The sequence below is a fragment of the Paraburkholderia sp. D15 genome (assembly GCF_029910215.1).
Classification (GTDB): Bacteria; Pseudomonadota; Gammaproteobacteria; order Burkholderiales; family Burkholderiaceae; genus Paraburkholderia.
This window is the reverse complement of the sequence record NZ_CP110395.1, coordinates 3,478,466-3,494,292: the sequence shown is the minus strand read 5'-3', so window position 1 is coordinate 3,494,292 and position 15,827 is coordinate 3,478,466. Positions and strand designations below refer to the sequence as shown.

Below are 15,827 nucleotides of genomic sequence, written 5' to 3'. Positions count from 1 at the left end.
TAAAAATTCGCTTGACGACGATTCTTCGTTGCCCGTATAACGGCATTGCTGAATTCACCTGGCCGATCTGATTGACGGATTAGGCTGTCTGAAATAATCCATAGTGGATAGTTTGACAGTGATATTCGGTTTGAGGGCATTGCCCGCTTTTTTTAAATCCTCGAAGGAAATTGGAACATGGAAACTGGTATCGTCAAATGGTTCAACGATGCTAAGGGCTTTGGCTTCATCACGTCGGATTCGGGTGGCGAAGATCTCTTCGCGCATTTCTCTGAAATTCGTTCGGAAGGCTTCAAATCATTGAAGGAAAACCAGCGCGTGTCGTTCGACGTCAAGACTGGCCCGAAGGGCAAGCAGGCAGCGAACATCCAGCCGCTTTAAGCCGTGCCTCGCCGCTCGCGCGGCGTTCGTACGTAAGCCCTCGCCGAAAAGCGAGGGCTTTTTCATGCCTGTTTAATTGGATGTGCGTCAATTTTTGGCTGTTTCAAAAGCCCTGATGATTTGATTTTAATCAAGTTGCAGTCAGGAGATGTGTGAATTAAGAATAATCTTAAGGTCGTTGAAAACGAAGTTATTCTGCATTTAAAAGCATTGTCCGCCAGGGCGCATATTGCGGCCATGCAGGGTATCGCTGTCCGTCGCAGATCATCCGATGCAATCCAGCTACACGCCCGCCAACTGGTGCATACTTGCCGCAAAGTCACGCGTCCAAAGTATTCCTTTCCATGTCTGAACAGCTTTTGCCGGAGCCGGCGTTAGACGGCCCGATCGTTTTCGTCGATCTCGAGACCACCGGCGGTTCCACCAGCGAGCACCGCATTACGGAGATCGGTGTGGTCGAAGTCGGACCCGCCGGCGTATCGCGCTGGAGCAGCCTCGTCGATCCGCAGCAGCCGATTCCATCCTTTATCCAGCAACTCACGGGCATCACCAACGCGATGGTGCGCGGCGCGCCGACCTTCGAATCGGTCGCGCCAGCGCTGTTCGAGCGCCTGAACGGTAAATTGTTCGTCGCACACAACGCGAGTTTCGACCGTGGTTTTCTGCGCGGCGAGTTCCGGCGCGCCGGTATTGCCTTCGATCCGGACGTGCTGTGCACGGTGCGTCTGTCGCGCGCGCTCTTTCCCGCGGAAAAACGTCATGGACTGGATGCGCTGGTCGAGCGTCACGCGTTGGTACCGTCGGACCGCCACCGCGCGCTCGCCGATGCCGATCTGATCTGGCAGTTCTGGCAGCGCCTGCACGATCTCGTGCCGTTGAATGTGCTGCGGGCGCAGATCGAGCGCACTACGCGGCGCTACCGGCTGGCGGGCGAAATAACGGAGGATCTGCTGGACGCCGCGCCGGCCGGATGCGGCGTCTACGCGTTCTATGGCGACGACGACCTGCCGTTGTACGTCGGACGAAGCGTGCGCGTGCGTCAGCGCTTGCGTGCGCATTTGACCGGCGAGCGCCGGTCGTCGAAGGATATTCGGCTTGCGCAGCAGGTGCGGCGCGTCGAATGGCGCGCGACCGGCGGCGAGTTGGGCGCAATGCTGGCGGAGGCGCAATGGATCGCAACTCTGCGCCCCGGACATAACCGTGTGCCGCGCGTCGGGAAGAGCGATCCGACGGATGCGCCTTGGCCGTTTCAAGGCCCGATCGTTTTCGAGGAGCGCGAGGAGGCGTCGCAGGCGCGTGCGTTTCACGTCGTCGATCGCTGGTGTTATCTGGGTCACGCGGCGTCGCTCGCGCAGGCGACTGATCTGCACGCGTCGAGCGTGACAGGGCCGTTCGAGTTGTCGACCTACCGCATCCTGCAGAGCCATCTTGCGCGAGGTTTGCGTGTGATGCCGCTCAGCGTGACGACCGACGCGTCGGTCACGGGGCTTGCCTGAGCCTGGTAGCTCGAGCTGAGCCGAAGCGCGCTGTATAACGCAGCGCCAAAGAGTGCGAGCGCACGACCAAACCCATCGGCGAGTACGAACGCGCGCTTCTTAACCGGTCGCGCCGACGCCGCCCGAGTCGCATACGTGACCAAGCGCGTGCGTTAGCGCGCTCGAACGCGTGGAGTCGTAACGTGTCAGCGATTTCCAGTTAGCCAGAGCCTGCGCGACCCGCGACGGACAATCCGGCGTCGCGCGCAGCGGTTGTACGCGCGCGAGCCCCGTCACCATGGCCTGAGTCAAGCGGTCCAACTGCGGTCGCGTGCTGGTTGCGAGATCAGGCGCCGGGCCTTGCGGCGGCTGCGTGGCGCGCCACTCGGCGAACAGCGCGTTCTGTACGTCCTTGCTCGCGTCGATCTGATCCTGGAAGAACGCGCGAGCGAATGCGGGATCGACATTTGCAGTAGCCGCGCGTTTCGCGACATCGGCCAGCAACGCGTTTTCGCGCGGCGTATCGGTGATCGCCTGGTGATTCGCCCATTTCCAGCGTGCGACCGGTTCCGCGAGCGCAAGTCGCTGCGATGCCAGGGCGATCAGATTGGTGAGGGCGGTGTCGTCGCCATCGGCGGCGGCGGGCGCGGGTGCGAATGCGAGGGCGACAAGCAATGCAAGCGCGCATGACGCGCCAAAGCGGGACGAACGATTCATGGACAGGTCGGTGGCCGGTCGGCCGCGGAAGAAAAACCAGAAGAATAGACGATGCCCGATCGGGCAGGCGTGTTCATCACGATGATGAACTACACGATGGCGCGGCATTCGAGCAGCCGGCCATGGCGACATCTGCAACATTCCAACGCACCGCGACGGACGAGCACAACCGGACGCCGGGCGTGCAGCCGGGCGTCGGCTTCAGAAGGTCATTAACCCCGTTGACAGCAGAACGCGAGACCCATGCTCGCGCGCGATCCAATCCGCGCCGTGCGCGTCACGCACGGCCACCGATGCTGCATCGCGCCACGCCCCGATTACTTCGAGTCGCACGACTTGCGTTGTTCGTCGAAAAAGGCGCGAACGTGCTCCGGCAGTTCAGCACCCAGAAACTCGACGCCAGCGGGTTCCGGATCCGGGCTGAAAACCTTGTCCGGGGTCGGAATTTTCGTTGGTTTGGCATCCATGATCTTTCTCCTTTACAAACCGATTATCTGCCTCGGTCCCCGTTTTGCACCAGCAGCTGATGCAGCTCACATGTTGTTTGTTGCTTTAACGGCACAAGCTGACAATTGAAGAGGGTGTTTGAATAGAATTTATCGGTTGCATGCGGCTTGTCTGCTTATCCGCTGTCATTCATATCAATCCAAGTTTCCTCTCGCCATCGTCCGTCAGCCTTGCTCCACGGGCTTCGCGCGGGTCTGCTTCTCGTCCGCTGCGCGTTGCGCACTCAGTCTGTTGATATGAACAAACTGAAACGATTTTTGTGCAATGCGGCATCGGCAGGATTTTCCCGTTACCAAACCGAACGTTCGTCAATTACCGATTCATTTGGCGGGCCATTCGTCCCCCTAATCTTTTCGTAAACGATCCATTCGCTGAATTCGTTGACGCTCGCGCGTCGTTTTTACGAGTTTTCGTGCAAATGAAAAGGCCCTGTGTTCCGCAGCGAACACAGGGCCTTATGTTTTTGCGACGCTCGTCGCTTTGTTCGCCGTTTTTCAGGCTGCCGGCGCCGGAATTTTCAATGGCGTCGCGTAGCTTGCGGGCTTATCGGCGACTTCCACCTGGCCGTGAATGCGCGCTTGATGGCCATCGGCGAACATGTAGTAGGGGAACGGCCGGGCCGGTTCGGATATCGCGTCGAGCCGCGCGATCAACTCGGGCGCGAGCGTGAAATCGAGCGAGCCGAGCGATTCCTGCAGTTGCTCCGGCCGCGTCGCGCCGACGATGATGCTCGACACGCCGCGCTTCTGATGCAGCCAGTTCAGCGCGACCTGCGCCATCGGCCGGCCGGCTTCGTTGGCGACCGATTCCAGCTCCGCGACGATGCGGAAATTGCGCTCGGTCAGCTTGTCGAAGCCCGGCGGCGGCGCGCTGGCCATCGCGGCGAGGCGGCCGTCGCCGGAAAAGCTCGCGGCTGCGCCTTGAGACGGGCGGTACTTGCCGGATAGCACGCCCATGCCGAGTGGGCTCCACGGCACGAGGCCCATGCCGAGATTGGCGGCCAGGTCGGCGAACTCGTTCTCCGCGTTGCGCTCGATCATCGAATATTCGAGCTGCATGGCGGCGACCGGCTCGAAACCGCGCCAGTCGGCGAGCGTCTGTGCGCGACCGGCGAACCAGGCCGGCGTGTCGGACAGGCCGACATAGCGGATCTTGCCGGCGCGCACTGCGTCGTCCATCGCGCGCATCACTTCGTCGACCGGCGTGACGCGGTCCCACGTATGCAGGTAATAGAGGTCGATGTAGTCGGTGCCGAGACGCTTCAGTGAACTGTCGAGCGCGCGCAGCAGGTTCTTGCGATGGTTGCCGCCCGCGTTCGGATTGCCTGACTCGGCGTTGTAACCGTATTTCGTCGCGATGACCAGCCGGTCGCGCAGTCCGCGTGCCGCGACGAAGCGGCCAAGCCAGGTTTCGCTCGTGCCTTCCGTGTACAAATCGGCGGTATCGACGAAGTTGCCGCCCGCATCCACATACAGGTCGAACAGGCGCTGCGCCGCTTTTTCGTCGGCACCCCAGCCCCACTCGGTGCCGAAGGTCATCGTGCCGAGCGCGATCGGGCTGACACGCAGGCCCGAGCGGCCGAGCAGGCTATAGCGGTTCATCGTCATGACTGTCTCCTTGCGAGGGTGTGAAGAAGAATGAATCGATGGCGCCATCGTGCTCCAGTTCTTTTCGTGGAAAAATACCCGTTGTCTGCAAGGATTATGAAGTTTGACTTAATAGTGGAGTCGCGATGGATCCCGCTCAACTGCCGGCGTTGATGGCGTTCGCCAGCGTCGCGCGTCACGGCAGTTTCACGCATGCCGCGGCCGCAACCGGGGTGACGGCATCCGCGCTGTCGCAAAGCATCCGCGCGCTGGAAACGCAGTTGAACGTCCGGCTGTTCAACCGGACCACGCGGCGCGTCGCGCTGACCGAGGCGGGCGCGCAGTTTCTCGCGCGCGTGCAACCCGCTCTTGGCGAACTGGAGGCGGCGTTCGAGGCGCTCGACGAAACCCGCGATCAGCCCGCCGGCACGCTGCGTATCAATTTGCCGAGGATCGCGGGCGAGTTGCTGGTATTGCCGCACCTGGCGGAGTTCACGCGCCGTTATCCGCAGATTCGTCTCGATTTGACGTTGGACGATGGTCTGGCCGACCTCGTCGGCGAAGGTTTCGATGCTGGCATCCGGCTTGGGGAGCGCGTCGCGCAGGACATGGTGGCGGTGCCGTTGAGCGGCGAGATCCGTATCGTGGTGGCCGGTTCGCCTGCGTATTTCGAGCGCTATCCTCGTCCCGGGACGCCGGCCGATCTCGCCGCACACGATTGTCTGCGTTACCGTTTCGCGACAAGCGGCGGCATCTACCGCTGGGAGTTCGCGGCCCCCGATGACTCCGCGCGCGTGTTCGAAGTCGATACGCGCGGCTCGCTGGTGACCAACGATCTGCGCACGATGGTGCAGGCTGCGCTGCAAGGTGTCGGTCTGTTGCACGTGATCGAGGACTACGTGCGTGAACCGCTGGCGGATGGCCGTTTGCTGCGCGTGCTGGATGACTGGTGTCCGGTTTTTCCGGGCTTCTATCTGTACACCGCGAGCCGCGCGCAGATGCCGCTCAAGCTGCGGGCGCTGATCGATTTCCTGAAAGAGAAGCGCGCGGGTTAGGTACGAGTCGCGTCATGGCGCGTTGCTGCGCGTAAAACATTTCCCGCATTGCGTGCGATGGCCAACGGACACCGTCTCCTGTCCGCGGAAGAGTGTCATTTCATCCGGACGAAGGGAGCGGGGCATGGAAAACGCGGTGTACTGGGATGGCCGCCAGGTCGGCATCGAATGCGCGGGCAAGATCATGTGGTTTTCGTCGGCGCCGCGCGAAGCGATTGCCGCGTACGACACACCGAAAACCGGGCAGGCGAACGACGGCGATTCGATGGCGGCGCGCAATCTCATGATGACCGCGCCGTTCGACAGATGGAGTTCGCGCGGGTGATCGGCGCACGGCCGGATCGTCACCGTTGTCGATCCGTTGCTGCGCGATAAAGATGCGCGTTGAAAAGCAAAAAGCCCAGTCGCGAGGACTGGGCTTTTTGCTTGAATCTTGATGGTGCCGGAAAGAGGAATCGAACCCCCGACCTTCGCATTACGAATGCGCTGCTCTACCGTCTGAGCTATTCCGGCATCAGGAGAAACGAGATTATAGGGACTCTTTTACGAGCTTGGCAAGCCCCTTTCTTCATTTTTTTGCGTCGAGGTGATATCGGGTCACACGATCGACCTCGTTCTTCGAGCCGAGGAACACAGCCACACGCTCGTGCAGGCTCTTCGGCTGAATGTCCAGAATGCGTTTCTCGCCGTTCGTCGCGGCGCCGCCCGCCTGCTCGACGATGAATGCCATCGGGTTCGCCTCGTACATCAGACGCAGCTTGCCGGGCTTGTCCGGCGTGCGCTTGTCGGCCGGGTACATGAAGATGCCGCCGCGATTCAGGATACGGTGCACATCCGCCACCATCGACGCGATCCAGCGCATGTTGAAGTCGCTCTGGCGCGGACCTTCCTTGCCTGCCTTCAACTCGCCGATGTATTGCTCGACCGGCGCGTACCAGTGGCGCTCGTTCGACGCGTTGATTGCGAATTCACGCGTCTCGACCGGAATGCGCATGTCGCTTTGCGTGAGCACCCACGAACCGAGTTCGCGGTCGAGCGTGAAGCAGTTCACGCCGTTGCCGGTGGTCAGCACCAGCACCGTTTGCGGGCCGTACACCGCATAACCGGCGGCGACCTGCTGTGTGCCCGGTTGCAGGAACGACTGTTCGGTGGGCTGCTGGCCGTCAGGGCAACGCAGCACCGAGAAGATCGTGCCGATCGACACGTTGACGTCGATGTTCGACGAACCGTCGAGCGGATCGAACACCAGCAGGTATTCGCCCTTCGGATAGTTGGCCGGGATCGGGAAGAACTGCTCCATTTCCTCGGATGCCATGCCGGCCAGGTTGCCGCCCCATTCATTCGCTTCAAGCAGGATTTCGTTCGACAGGATGTCGAGCTTCTTCTGCACCTCGCCTTGCACGTTCTCGCTGCCCGCCGTGCCGAGCGCATCGCCGAGCGCGCCCTTGCTGACGTGATAGCTGATCGCCTTGCACGCCCGCGCGACGACTTCGATCAACAGACGCAGATCGGCCGGCAGGTTGTTGGTCTCGCGCTGCTGTTCGATCAGGTATTTCGTGAGAGTGGTACGACGTTGCAAAGACATGCTGTACTCCGGGAAGGCTTGAGGAATATCCCGATTTTAACCTTTCGTTGTGTCCGCTCCGTGCTTTTGCAGGAGAGGGCGAGCGGCCGGCGGACGCGCGGCGTGTTTCAGGCCTTGCGCCGCGGTCTTTCCTCTTCCGCGTCGCGGCGCAGACTGGTGGCGAGCGCGGCGGCGCGCGCGTGCTCGGGGCTCATTCTGGGCAGCTTCGGCCGGTCCGCCTTCGGCATGGGCTCGATTTCGCGCGTGATCTGCGCGCCGGAGGCCGCCGTGGCGACGCGCAGGTCGTAGGCGATCTGCAGATTGAGCCAGAACTGCGCGCTCGCGCCCAGATAGCGTTCGAGCCGCAGCGCGGTGTCCGCCGAGATCGCGCGCTTGCCGCGGACGACGTCGTTGATGCGCGGTGCCGGCACGCGCAGCGCGAGCGCCAGCGCATTGACGGACATGCCGAGCGGGTCGAGAAACTCGCTACGCAGAATCTCGCCCGGGTGGATTTCCGGGATGTTGTCGCCGGTGGCGACGTCCGAGAAATCGACGCCGCTCAGTTCGGAGCGTTTGATGACCATGCTGCTCTCCCAATAATCAGTGATAGTCGACAATCTCGACATTGAGCGCCTCCCCCTCGACGAAGTGGAAGCAGATGCGCCACTGCGTGTTGATGCGGATGCTCCATTGCCCGCAACGGTCGCCTTGCAACGATTCGAGCCGGTTGCCGGGCGGCGCGTGCAGGTTCTGGACGGAGTCGGCGGCGTCGATCATCAGGAGCTTGCGCCGTGCGAGTGTCTGCATGTTCAGAGGCAGTGACCGCACGAACTTGCCCTCGAAGATTGCCGCCGTAGCCTTGTTGCCGAATGTCGTGATCATGGGATGATATAACGCGATGCGTTAAACGTAAACCGTTAATTGAATGCGTTTACTTTCACCCTTCGCGCGGCGTTCGAACAGTCAGCCGAATGGCCGATGCCACATAAGACGACGAGCCGCGACTACCCAGGACCACCCGCGCCGAGGCAAATTCAGGACGAAAAAAAGCCGGCAACGCGTGCCGGCTCATCCCTACGATTTCAGCGTTCAGCAGAACGTCACGCCAGCGCTTTCTCCACGATCTCGCGCACGTCGCGCGACTTCACCTGCGCGGCCACCTTTTCCAGCGCGGCGCGCATACCATCGCGCAGCGTCGGCGTGAAGCGGCGCCACAGTTCGAGCGAGCGGGCGAGGCGGGCGGCAACCTGCGGATTGATCGCATCGAGCGCAATCACCTGGTCGGCCCAGAACGCATAACCCGAGCCGTCCTCGGCATGGAACTGCGCGGGGTTCGCCGCGCAGAAGCTGAAGATCAGCGAGCGCGCGCGATTCGGGTTCTTCAGGTTGAAGGCCGGATGCGCCATCAACTTGCGCACGATGTCGATCACCGGACGCTTCGCGCTGCCGCGCTGCGTGGCCTGCAATGCGAACCATTTGTCGATGACGAGCGGTTCGTTCTCGAAGCGTCGATAGAAGTCGTCCAGCGCGCGCTGTGCGTCGGTGCCTTCGGCGCCGCCGGCAGCGCCGTTTTCCACCGCCGCCGCTGCCGCATTCAGCAACGCCGAGAGCGCGGCCGCGCGGTCGGTCATGTTGTTGGCCGCGTCGTATTGCGCGGACGCGAGACGCACGGCTTCGGCCGGATCGTCCAGTTCGGCGAGATACGACAGCGCGAGATTCTTCAGCGCGCGATGACCCGACGCGTCCGGCGTGGCTTCATAGTCGCCCGGCGTGCGATGCCGGTCGTACACGGCGAGCCAGTCGCCCTTCAGCGCGTTGGCGAGGCGCTTGCGCACGAACTGCCGCGCCGCATGCACTGCCGCCGGATTCGACTCCGTCATCTGCTCGGCCAGATACGCCTCGGACGGCAGCATCAGCGCCAGTTCGCGGAACGCGGGCGAAAGCGTTTCGTCGGTCAGCACGCGCGCGAACGCGGCGACCACCGAATCGTCGAGCTGCAGCGGCGCGCCGCTGGCGGCGCGCGCGGCGAGCGTCAGTAACTCGCGGGTGGCAAGCCGCTGACCGGCTTCCCAGCGGTTGAACGGATCGCTGTCGTGCGCGAGCAGGAACGCCAGTTGATCCGCCGAATAGTCGTACTCGACGATCACCGGCGCGGAGAAATTACGCAGCAGCGACGGCAGCGGTTCCTGCGCGACGTTGACGAACGTGAAGGTCTGCTCGGTCTGCGTGAATTCGAGTACGCGCGTGGTCGTGGCCGACGCCTGGGCCTCGCCTTCCAGTTGCAGCGGCAGATCCGCGCCGTCCTTGCCGATCAGGCCGATCGCGAACGGAATCAGCAGCGGTCCCTTCTGCGTTTCGCGCGCGGCCGGCGCGGCCTCGCCGTAGCCTTGCGTGAGCGTCACGCTGTAACGCCGCTGCGCGGCGTCGTAGCGGGTGCGCACCGACACGCGCGGCGTGCCGGCCTGGCTGTACCAGCGCTCGAACTGCGCGAGATCGCGGCCGTTCGCATCGGCGAGCGCGTGGCGGAAGTCGTCGCAGGTCACGGCCTGGCCGTCGTGACGCTTGAAGTACAGGTCCATGCCCTTGCGGAAGCCGTCGCGGCCGAACAGCGTCTGATACATCCGCACGACTTCCGAGCCTTTCTCGTAGACCGTCATCGTGTAGAAGTTGTTGATCTCGACGAAGCTCTCCGGACGCACCGGGTGCGCCATCGGACCCGCGTCCTCGGCGAACTGCAACTGGCGCAGCACGCGCACGTCCTCGATACGCTTGGTGGCGCGCGCGGCTTCGTCGGTGGCGCCGCCGGCCATGTCGGCCGAGAACTCCTGGTCGCGGAACACCGTGAGGCCTTCCTTCAGGCTCAGCTGGAACCAGTCGCGGCAGGTCACGCGGTTGCCGGTCCAGTTGTGGAAGTACTCGTGGCCGACCACGGCCTCGATGTTGGCGAAGTCGGTGTCGGTCGCGGTCTCGGGGTTCGCCAGCACGTACTTCGTGTTGAAGATGTTGAGCCCCTTGTTCTCCATCGCGCCCATGTTGAAGTCGCTCACCGCGACGATCATGAAGCGGTCCAGGTCGAGTTCGAGCCCGAAGCGTTCTTCGTCCCAGCGGATCGAATGGATCAGCGAATCCATCGCGTGGCGGGTCTTGTCGAGATCGTGCGGTTCGACCCAGACCTGCAGCAGCTTTTCCTTGCCCGAGCCGCTCTTCACGCGTTCCTCGAGCGCGACCAGCTTGCCCGCCACCAGCGCGAACAGGTAGCTGGGTTTGCGGAACGGATCTTCCCAGCGCGCGAAGTGGCGGCCGTCCGGCAGATCGCCTTCCTCGAGCAGGTTGCCGTTGGACAGCAGCACCGGATACTCGGCCTTGTCGGCGCGCAGCGTGACGGTGTACGTGGCCATCACGTCCGGCCGGTCGAGGAAGTAGGTGATGCGGCGAAAGCCCTCGGCCTCGCACTGCGTGAAGAAGTTGCCGCCCGATACGTACAGGCCCGACAACGTGGTGTTCGCGGCCGGATTGCAGATGCTCGTGAGGGTGAGTTCGAACGCGTCCGGTACATGATCGAGCAGCAGGCCGTGTTCGTGCGCGTGCACGTTGGCGAACGGCTTGCCGTCGATGACGGCGCTGACGAACTCCAGTTGTTCGCCCATCAGCGCGAACTGCGTGGCGCGCGCGGCGTCCGGATTGCGGCGCACCCGCATGGTGTTCTTCACCACCGTGCGTTCGGGGACGAGATCGAATTCGAGTGCGACGGTGTCGATCAGGAAGGCGGGCGGCGCGTAGTCGGCGCGGCGGATCACATTGGGCGTTGCGGTATCGGCCATGGCGTTCTGTAGGATGGGAACTTGAATCGGCAAGCTCGCTTCTGGCGTGCGAGCCGGGCGTGCCGAGCCATTGTACAAAGCCTCGGCGGTTCGTGCGGGGCGAACTTTTTACCGAGGCGCCGTGTCAGCGTATTATCGGTCGCCGCACGCGAAGCCAACTCGCGTGCGGCGGCGAATATAAATAAACGTGCAACATCAGGCTTCGTAGGAGCTTCATGAGCGCTTCAAGAGGTAGACCATGACATTCAACCGATGGACCCGTCGCGCCGCGCTGCTGCTGGCGTCGCTAACCGTGCTGCTGTCCGGCTGCACGACCTATGTGACCACCCAGGTCACGGCCTTCTCGGACTGGAGCGGCAACGACGCGAGCCGTACCTACGCGTTCACGCGCCCGGCGGACAAGCAGAACAATCTGGAACTGACCACCTACGAGCGCATCGTCGCCAACGAACTCGCCACGCATGCGTTCCGCGAGGTCGATACCGCGCAGGCGCATTACCTGGTCGGCTTGTCCTACGGGATTCGCTCGGACATGGTGACGGTCGCGCAACCGGTGTACTACAACCCGTGGCCGGCGCCGTACTTCGGGCGGCCGTTCGACCCGTGGGGCCCTTGGGGTCCGTGGGGGCCGTTCCCGGATGCTTACGTGAACCAGAGCTATCCGGTCTTCACGCATCTGCTCGGTGTGCGGATCACCGATCGCGCGACCGGCAAGGAGGTCTACAACGTGACCGCGCGCAATCAGGGCGAGGAGTCGTCGCTGGTGCGGGCCATGCCGTATCTGGCGCGCAGTGCGCTGGCCGACTTCCCGCTGGGCAATGGCGTCGTGCATACGGTCAAGATTCCGCTCGTCAAGAACGGCGGCGTGCCGAACGAAGTGGCGGCGACGCCCATGGCAGCGCCTGCGACGCCGGCCTCGGCGGCGAAGGTGGTGCAGTAAGCGGGATGACAGGCGGCGTGACCGGCTCGGCGGCAATGCGACGACATGGCTGAATGCATAGCTGCCTGTAGGCAACACGCGCGCCGCTAACTATCCGGCGCGCCGACGGCGACAAAAAACGGCCCGGCAGGAATAACCTGCCGGGCCGTTTCGTTCATGCGATCAGCTAGCGGGACGTCGGCGGCTTATATGCCGATGCCGAACAAGGCCATGGTTCCCAGAATCACGAACATCACGGCGGCGATGCCGTGCACGACCCTGGTCGGCAGCCGATGCGCGAAGCGGTCGCCCAGCAGGATCGCCGGCACATTGGCGATCATCATGCCGAGCGTGGTGCCGGCCACCACGCCGAAGAAATCGTGAAAGCGCGCGGCGAGCGCCACGGTCGCGATCTGCGTCTTGTCGCCCATCTCGGCGAGGAAGAACGTCACCACGGTCGCGCCGAACACGCCGAAGTGCGTGCGGCTGGTGTTGGCTTCCTCGTCGTCGAGCTTGTCCGGCACGAGAATCCACAAACCCATGCCGATAAACGATGCCGCCAGCGCCCAGCGCATGATGGTCGGCGTCAGCAGCGTGCCGAGCCACGCGCCGAGCGCGCCCGCGCAGGCGTGATTGACGAGGGTCGCGGTGAGCACGCCGAGAATGATCGGCAGCGGCTTGCGATAGCGGGCGGCGAGAACGAGCGAGAGCAGTTGCGTCTTGTCGCCGATCTCGGCGAGCGCGACCGCGCCGGTCGAAATGAGAAAAGCGTGATCCACGGTGTATTGATTCCCCGGGCCGAGATAAGAACGAGCGACGACCCACGGCCTGCCGGGCCCTGTTGCGGCAGGTGTGGATCATCGGTCTCGCCAGGCCAGAGGCTGCGGCTGCCATGGCCCATGCGGGCCAAGTCTGTTGACAGGCGCCCCCGCGAACCACACATGCGACGCACGCTGCAAGGCAGATGCGGACGTGCCGCGGGGCGGCTACTCCCCAATGCGGGACGGAGTATAGCAAGGCATCGGCGCATCCGGTAGCGCGGCGCGTGTGTCATCGCCGATCACCACGGAGCGTCGGGGACGTTGCGGCTCGCAATCGTTTGGCACGATCGTGCGGCATGCTTATCGATGGCTGGCGGCCTCGCCTACACACGAATTAAAACGCTTCGCAAGTCGAAGTTTCGCCAATCGAGGTTGAAACAAGGATTAAGAAAGTATTTTGAAAGTATCGCCATGTAAGAACGACCGCAACGTCACGCATTGCAACAGCATCCTGCGCGCGCCGCCTCGCGCGCGGGCCCGCGCGGATCCGGCTGAGGCCCGCCGGGCCGGGCCGCCAGACATTTAAAGATCCGTAGCATCAGCGATACGGATACAGATGGATACGTCTTTTGTGGCTGATTTAATCCACAATATTCAGTATGATTCGGCGACCGTACGCAGCCCGAGGCAATCCTCCAGATTAATTGGCCAAGGCGCCTAAATAAACGGGGCCACGTGCCGTTATCTCGCTGAACCTATATAAGAAGACTTGGAACTGGATTGATTCCTCCCGGCTGGAGATTGCCGGTCCGCGCGGCGCCTCGACGCTGTGACGGCTGTGTATTCCGTCAGGCGCTTCAGCCTCTCCTCGCATCAACGCGCGAACACCGATATGCCCGATCTGCACTGGACCATTCCGGTCGCTCGCTGGTCTAGCTGGCCTGCTGCCGCATCTGCCGCACCCGACATCGGCTTCATCGAGCCGATCGTACGGCGTCGTCTCAGCACTCTGTCCCGAGTCGCGCTGAAGGTTGCGCACGAGTGCGTCGCGCAGAACGAGGCGCGCGTGGTGTTCGCGTCGCGGCACGGCGAGTTGCGCCGGACCACGGACATTCTGCGCGCGATCAGCGCGGGCGAACCGGTCTCGCCGACCGCCTTCAGTCTGTCGGTGCTCAACGCGATGACCGGCGTGTTCGGCATCGCGCGCGGCGACCGCTCCGCGGCCAGCGCGATTTCGGCGGGCGCGGAAACGCTCGGCTATGCGCTGCTCGAAGCGCACGCGCAATACGCGGCGCAACCCGGCGCGCCGGTGCTGCTCGTCTATGCCGACGAACCGGCCGACGCCGCGTACGGCACCATCGAAGACGAAGTGCAGGGCGGCGCGCTCGCCATCCTGCTGGATAGCACGGTGGCGAACGGAACGCTGACCTGCACGGTGACCGGCGGCGCTGCGCAGACCCCGGCGATGAACGACCGGCAAGCCGCGAGCACTCCGGGTTCAGCGGCGGTAACGGCCGCAACTCAGGTGCCGGGCGCAACTCAGGTGCCGAGCGCAACTCCCGCAGCGAGCGTTGCGACGGAAACGACCGCTGCGAGCGCCGCCTCCTTCGCGACGCAAAGCCAGGCATTGCAGCACTGCCTCGAAACCGGCCACGCATCTGTCTGGCACAACGCGGGCGCCACCTGGCACTGGAGCTGGCATGCGCTCGCGGCTTGATTACGTGTGGCGTCTCTGCGCGACGGGCATGGCCTTCGTCGTATTCGGCGTATGCGGCGTGCTGTTTTCCGTGCTGGTGTTTCCGCTCGCCTGGCTGTGGCCGCATCGCGCGTCGCGGCAGTTCGCGGTGACCACCGTGATTCACTGGTTTTTCCGCGCGCTGGTCGCGGTGCTGCAACGCATCGGCGTGATGGAGCTGGAAGTGTCGAACGTGCGGGCGTTGCGCGCGGGCGGTCCGGCGATCGTGGTGGCGAACCACCCGACCTATCTCGACGTGATGGTGCTGCTGTCGCTCACGCCGCGCGCCTGTTGCGTGGTGAAGAACGCCCATTGGGGCAACCCGTGTTTCTGGGGCATCGTGCGCTCGGCGGAATACGTGAGCAATGCCGATCCCGCCGAACTCGTCGAGGCCGGCGCGCGCCAACTGACGGCCGGCTACACGATGATCATTTTCCCGGAAGGCACGCGCAGTCCCGCGCCGAACCGGCTGCACGCATTTTCACGCGGTTTCGCGCACATGGCCGTGAAGGTCGGCGCGCCGATCGTGCCGGTGTTGATGGACTGCAATCCTCCCGCCTTCACCAAGCAGATGCGCTGGTACGACGTACCGTCGCGCGCGTTCCGCATGCGCGTGAACGTGCTCGATCCGCTTGGCGTCGAGCAGCTCACCGCGCACGACGCGACCCCGGCTCTCGCTGCGCGCAGCGTGACGAGCGCCGTCGAAGCTCACATTACTCAGCACCTGTTCGATTATGGATTCTTTAAAACTGGAAATTAAACAGCTTCTGATCGAGGCGCTCGATCTGGAAGACCTGAGCCCCGCCGATATCGACGACGACGCCCCGTTGTTCGATACCGACGGCATCGGGCTCGATTCGATCGATGCGCTCGAAATCGGCATCGTGCTGCGCAAACAATACCAACTGACCATTGCAGCGAACGACGAACGCACGCGCGAACATTTCCGTTCGATCAGCACCCTGGCCGCGCTCGTCGCGAGTCAGCGCGAAGCGGCCCACGCTGTGAACGAAACCACCAGAAAAGGGGAATAAACCGTGTCCGAGGCAGAGATTCTTGAACGCATCCGCGCCATTTTCAAAGAGAACTTCGCGATCGAGCCGGAGCGCGTGACGCCCGACGCGCATCTGTTCGAAGAGCTCGATCTCGACAGCATCGACGCCGTCGACCTGGCGATCAAGCTGCAGGAAATGACCGGCCGCCGCATCAAGCCGGAAGAGTTCAAGTCGGTGCGCACGGTCGGCGACGTGATCGGCGCGGTCGAATCCCTGCTGGCGGCACAAGGCTGATGTTCGCCGCGCGCTCG

Annotated in this window: 17 protein-coding genes, 1 tRNA gene and 1 riboswitch; of the genes, 9 read left to right on the top strand and 9 right to left on the bottom strand. The window is 63.2% G+C overall.

The annotated features are described in order from the left end of the window. Nucleotides 1–177: 177 nt before the first annotated feature. Together LFL96_RS15070 and LFL96_RS15065 are read left to right on the top strand one after the other, a co-directional pair. Complete coding sequence (locus LFL96_RS15070; RefSeq protein WP_280996009.1) at nt 178–381, top strand: cold-shock protein; 204 nt, start codon at nt 178–180, stop codon at nt 379–381. Between the two features lie 344 nt (nt 382–725). Next, a complete protein-coding gene (locus LFL96_RS15065; RefSeq protein ID WP_280996008.1) occupies nt 726–1,877 on the top strand; it encodes an exonuclease domain-containing protein in 1,152 nt (383 codons plus the stop codon). 99 nt (nt 1,878–1,976) lie between these two features. Here the strand turns inward: LFL96_RS15065 and LFL96_RS15060 are convergent, their stop codons facing one another. From LFL96_RS15060 to LFL96_RS15050, 3 genes are all read right to left on the bottom strand, one after another. Further along, complete coding sequence (locus tag LFL96_RS15060) at nt 1,977–2,573, bottom strand: chorismate mutase (RefSeq protein ID WP_280996007.1); 597 nt, start codon at nt 2,571–2,573, stop codon at nt 1,977–1,979. A gap of 317 nt (nt 2,574–2,890) precedes the next feature. Further along, the gene (locus tag LFL96_RS15055) at nt 2,891–3,040 is read right to left on the bottom strand and encodes a hypothetical protein (protein WP_165614451.1); all 150 of its coding nucleotides are present in this window, start codon (nt 3,038–3,040) and stop codon (nt 2,891–2,893) included. A gap of 534 nt (nt 3,041–3,574) precedes the next feature. After that, on the bottom strand, nt 3,575–4,687 hold the full coding sequence (locus LFL96_RS15050; RefSeq protein ID WP_280996006.1) for an aldo/keto reductase: 1,113 nt from the start codon (nt 4,685–4,687) through the stop codon (nt 3,575–3,577). A gap of 125 nt (nt 4,688–4,812) precedes the next feature. Here LFL96_RS15050 and LFL96_RS15045 point away from each other — a divergent pair, with 125 nt between their 5' ends. Beyond that, nucleotides 4,813–5,721: a LysR family transcriptional regulator gene (locus tag LFL96_RS15045; RefSeq protein WP_280996005.1), complete on the top strand. Its 909-nt coding sequence runs from the start codon at nt 4,813–4,815 to the stop codon at nt 5,719–5,721. A 124-nt stretch (nt 5,722–5,845) separates the two neighbouring features. After that, a complete protein-coding gene (locus LFL96_RS15040) occupies nt 5,846–6,046 on the top strand; it encodes a hypothetical protein (RefSeq protein ID WP_280996004.1) in 201 nt (66 codons plus the stop codon). 112 nt (nt 6,047–6,158) lie between these two features. On the opposite strand, the gene LFL96_RS15035 is transcribed toward LFL96_RS15040, so the two are convergent. The 5 genes from LFL96_RS15035 to pepN all read right to left on the bottom strand — a co-directional run bounded on the left by LFL96_RS15035 (nt 6,159) and on the right by pepN (nt 11,106). Continuing rightward, nucleotides 6,159–6,234: transfer RNA gene (locus LFL96_RS15035), tRNA-Thr, on the bottom strand. A gap of 55 nt (nt 6,235–6,289) precedes the next feature. Continuing rightward, on the bottom strand, nt 6,290–7,306 hold the full coding sequence (locus tag LFL96_RS15030) for a class 1 fructose-bisphosphatase (RefSeq protein WP_280996003.1): 1,017 nt from the start codon (nt 7,304–7,306) through the stop codon (nt 6,290–6,292). Between the two features lie 107 nt (nt 7,307–7,413). Beyond that, nucleotides 7,414–7,869, bottom strand: a complete 456-nt coding sequence (locus tag LFL96_RS15025; protein ID WP_280996002.1) for a HigA family addiction module antitoxin — start codon at nt 7,867–7,869, stop codon at nt 7,414–7,416. 16 nt (nt 7,870–7,885) lie between these two features. Beyond that, entirely contained in the window at nt 7,886–8,167 is a 282-nt protein-coding gene (locus LFL96_RS15020; protein ID WP_280996001.1) for a type II toxin-antitoxin system RelE/ParE family toxin, read from the bottom strand. Nucleotides 8,168–8,385: 218 nt separating this feature from the next. Continuing rightward, complete coding sequence (gene pepN, locus LFL96_RS15015) at nt 8,386–11,106, bottom strand: aminopeptidase N (protein WP_280996000.1); 2,721 nt, start codon at nt 11,104–11,106, stop codon at nt 8,386–8,388. 238 nt (nt 11,107–11,344) lie between these two features. On the opposite strand from pepN, the gene LFL96_RS15010 reads away from it, so the two are divergent. Further along, nucleotides 11,345–12,046 carry a DUF4136 domain-containing protein gene (locus LFL96_RS15010; RefSeq protein ID WP_280995999.1) on the top strand — a complete coding sequence of 234 codons (702 nt, stop codon included), beginning with the start codon at nt 11,345–11,347 and terminating at the stop codon, nt 12,044–12,046. A 185-nt stretch (nt 12,047–12,231) separates the two neighbouring features. On the opposite strand, the gene LFL96_RS15005 is transcribed toward LFL96_RS15010, so the two are convergent. Continuing rightward, entirely contained in the window at nt 12,232–12,804 is a 573-nt protein-coding gene (locus LFL96_RS15005) for a TMEM165/GDT1 family protein (RefSeq protein WP_280995998.1), read from the bottom strand. A gap of 9 nt (nt 12,805–12,813) precedes the next feature. After that, nucleotides 12,814–13,032: riboswitch (yybP-ykoY riboswitch) on the bottom strand. A gap of 646 nt (nt 13,033–13,678) precedes the next feature. Here LFL96_RS15005 and LFL96_RS15000 point away from each other — a divergent pair. From LFL96_RS15000 to LFL96_RS14985, 4 genes are read left to right on the top strand one after another with little or no spacing between them, the layout of a single operon-like run. Further along, nucleotides 13,679–14,503 (top strand): beta-ketoacyl synthase chain length factor, encoded by an 825-nt coding sequence (locus LFL96_RS15000; protein WP_280995997.1) that lies wholly within the window; start codon nt 13,679–13,681, stop codon nt 14,501–14,503. Beyond that, on the top strand, nt 14,487–15,281 hold the full coding sequence (locus LFL96_RS14995) for a lysophospholipid acyltransferase family protein (RefSeq protein WP_280995996.1): 795 nt from the start codon (nt 14,487–14,489) through the stop codon (nt 15,279–15,281). Before LFL96_RS15000 ends, LFL96_RS14995 begins: the two co-directional genes overlap by 17 nt. Beyond that, nucleotides 15,256–15,555 carry a phosphopantetheine-binding protein gene (locus LFL96_RS14990; RefSeq protein ID WP_035547715.1) on the top strand — a complete coding sequence of 100 codons (300 nt, stop codon included), beginning with the start codon at nt 15,256–15,258 and terminating at the stop codon, nt 15,553–15,555. Before LFL96_RS14995 ends, LFL96_RS14990 begins: the two co-directional genes overlap by 26 nt. 3 nt (nt 15,556–15,558) lie before the next feature. After that, nucleotides 15,559–15,810 (top strand): acyl carrier protein, encoded by a 252-nt coding sequence (locus tag LFL96_RS14985; protein ID WP_128588974.1) that lies wholly within the window; start codon nt 15,559–15,561, stop codon nt 15,808–15,810. Nucleotides 15,811–15,827: the final 17 nt, after the last annotated feature.

What these genes read in the sequence shown, in the direction of transcription:
- LFL96_RS15030 (WP_280996003.1), bottom strand. Translation starts at nt 7,306, where the DNA reads ATGTCTTTGCAACGTCGTACCACTCTCACGAAATACCTGATCGAACAG.
- LFL96_RS15060 (WP_280996007.1), bottom strand. Translation starts at nt 2,573, where the DNA reads ATGAATCGTTCGTCCCGCTTTGGCGCGTCATGCGCGCTTGCATTGCTT.
- pepN (WP_280996000.1), bottom strand. Translation starts at nt 11,106, where the DNA reads ATGGCCGATACCGCAACGCCCAATGTGATCCGCCGCGCCGACTACGCG.
- LFL96_RS15020 (WP_280996001.1), bottom strand. Translation starts at nt 8,167, where the DNA reads ATGATCACGACATTCGGCAACAAGGCTACGGCGGCAATCTTCGAGGGC.
- LFL96_RS15070 (WP_280996009.1), top strand. Translation starts at nt 178, where the DNA reads ATGGAAACTGGTATCGTCAAATGGTTCAACGATGCTAAGGGCTTTGGC.
- LFL96_RS14995 (WP_280995996.1), top strand. Translation starts at nt 14,487, where the DNA reads ATGCGCTCGCGGCTTGATTACGTGTGGCGTCTCTGCGCGACGGGCATG.
- LFL96_RS15050 (WP_280996006.1), bottom strand. Translation starts at nt 4,687, where the DNA reads ATGACGATGAACCGCTATAGCCTGCTCGGCCGCTCGGGCCTGCGTGTC.
- LFL96_RS15055 (WP_165614451.1), bottom strand. Translation starts at nt 3,040, where the DNA reads ATGGATGCCAAACCAACGAAAATTCCGACCCCGGACAAGGTTTTCAGC.
- LFL96_RS15065 (WP_280996008.1), top strand. Translation starts at nt 726, where the DNA reads ATGTCTGAACAGCTTTTGCCGGAGCCGGCGTTAGACGGCCCGATCGTT.
- LFL96_RS15025 (WP_280996002.1), bottom strand. Translation starts at nt 7,869, where the DNA reads ATGGTCATCAAACGCTCCGAACTGAGCGGCGTCGATTTCTCGGACGTC.
- LFL96_RS15010 (WP_280995999.1), top strand. Translation starts at nt 11,345, where the DNA reads ATGACATTCAACCGATGGACCCGTCGCGCCGCGCTGCTGCTGGCGTCG.
- LFL96_RS15000 (WP_280995997.1), top strand. Translation starts at nt 13,679, where the DNA reads ATGCCCGATCTGCACTGGACCATTCCGGTCGCTCGCTGGTCTAGCTGG.
- LFL96_RS14990 (WP_035547715.1), top strand. Translation starts at nt 15,256, where the DNA reads ATGGATTCTTTAAAACTGGAAATTAAACAGCTTCTGATCGAGGCGCTC.
- LFL96_RS15045 (WP_280996005.1), top strand. Translation starts at nt 4,813, where the DNA reads ATGGATCCCGCTCAACTGCCGGCGTTGATGGCGTTCGCCAGCGTCGCG.
- LFL96_RS15040 (WP_280996004.1), top strand. Translation starts at nt 5,846, where the DNA reads ATGGAAAACGCGGTGTACTGGGATGGCCGCCAGGTCGGCATCGAATGC.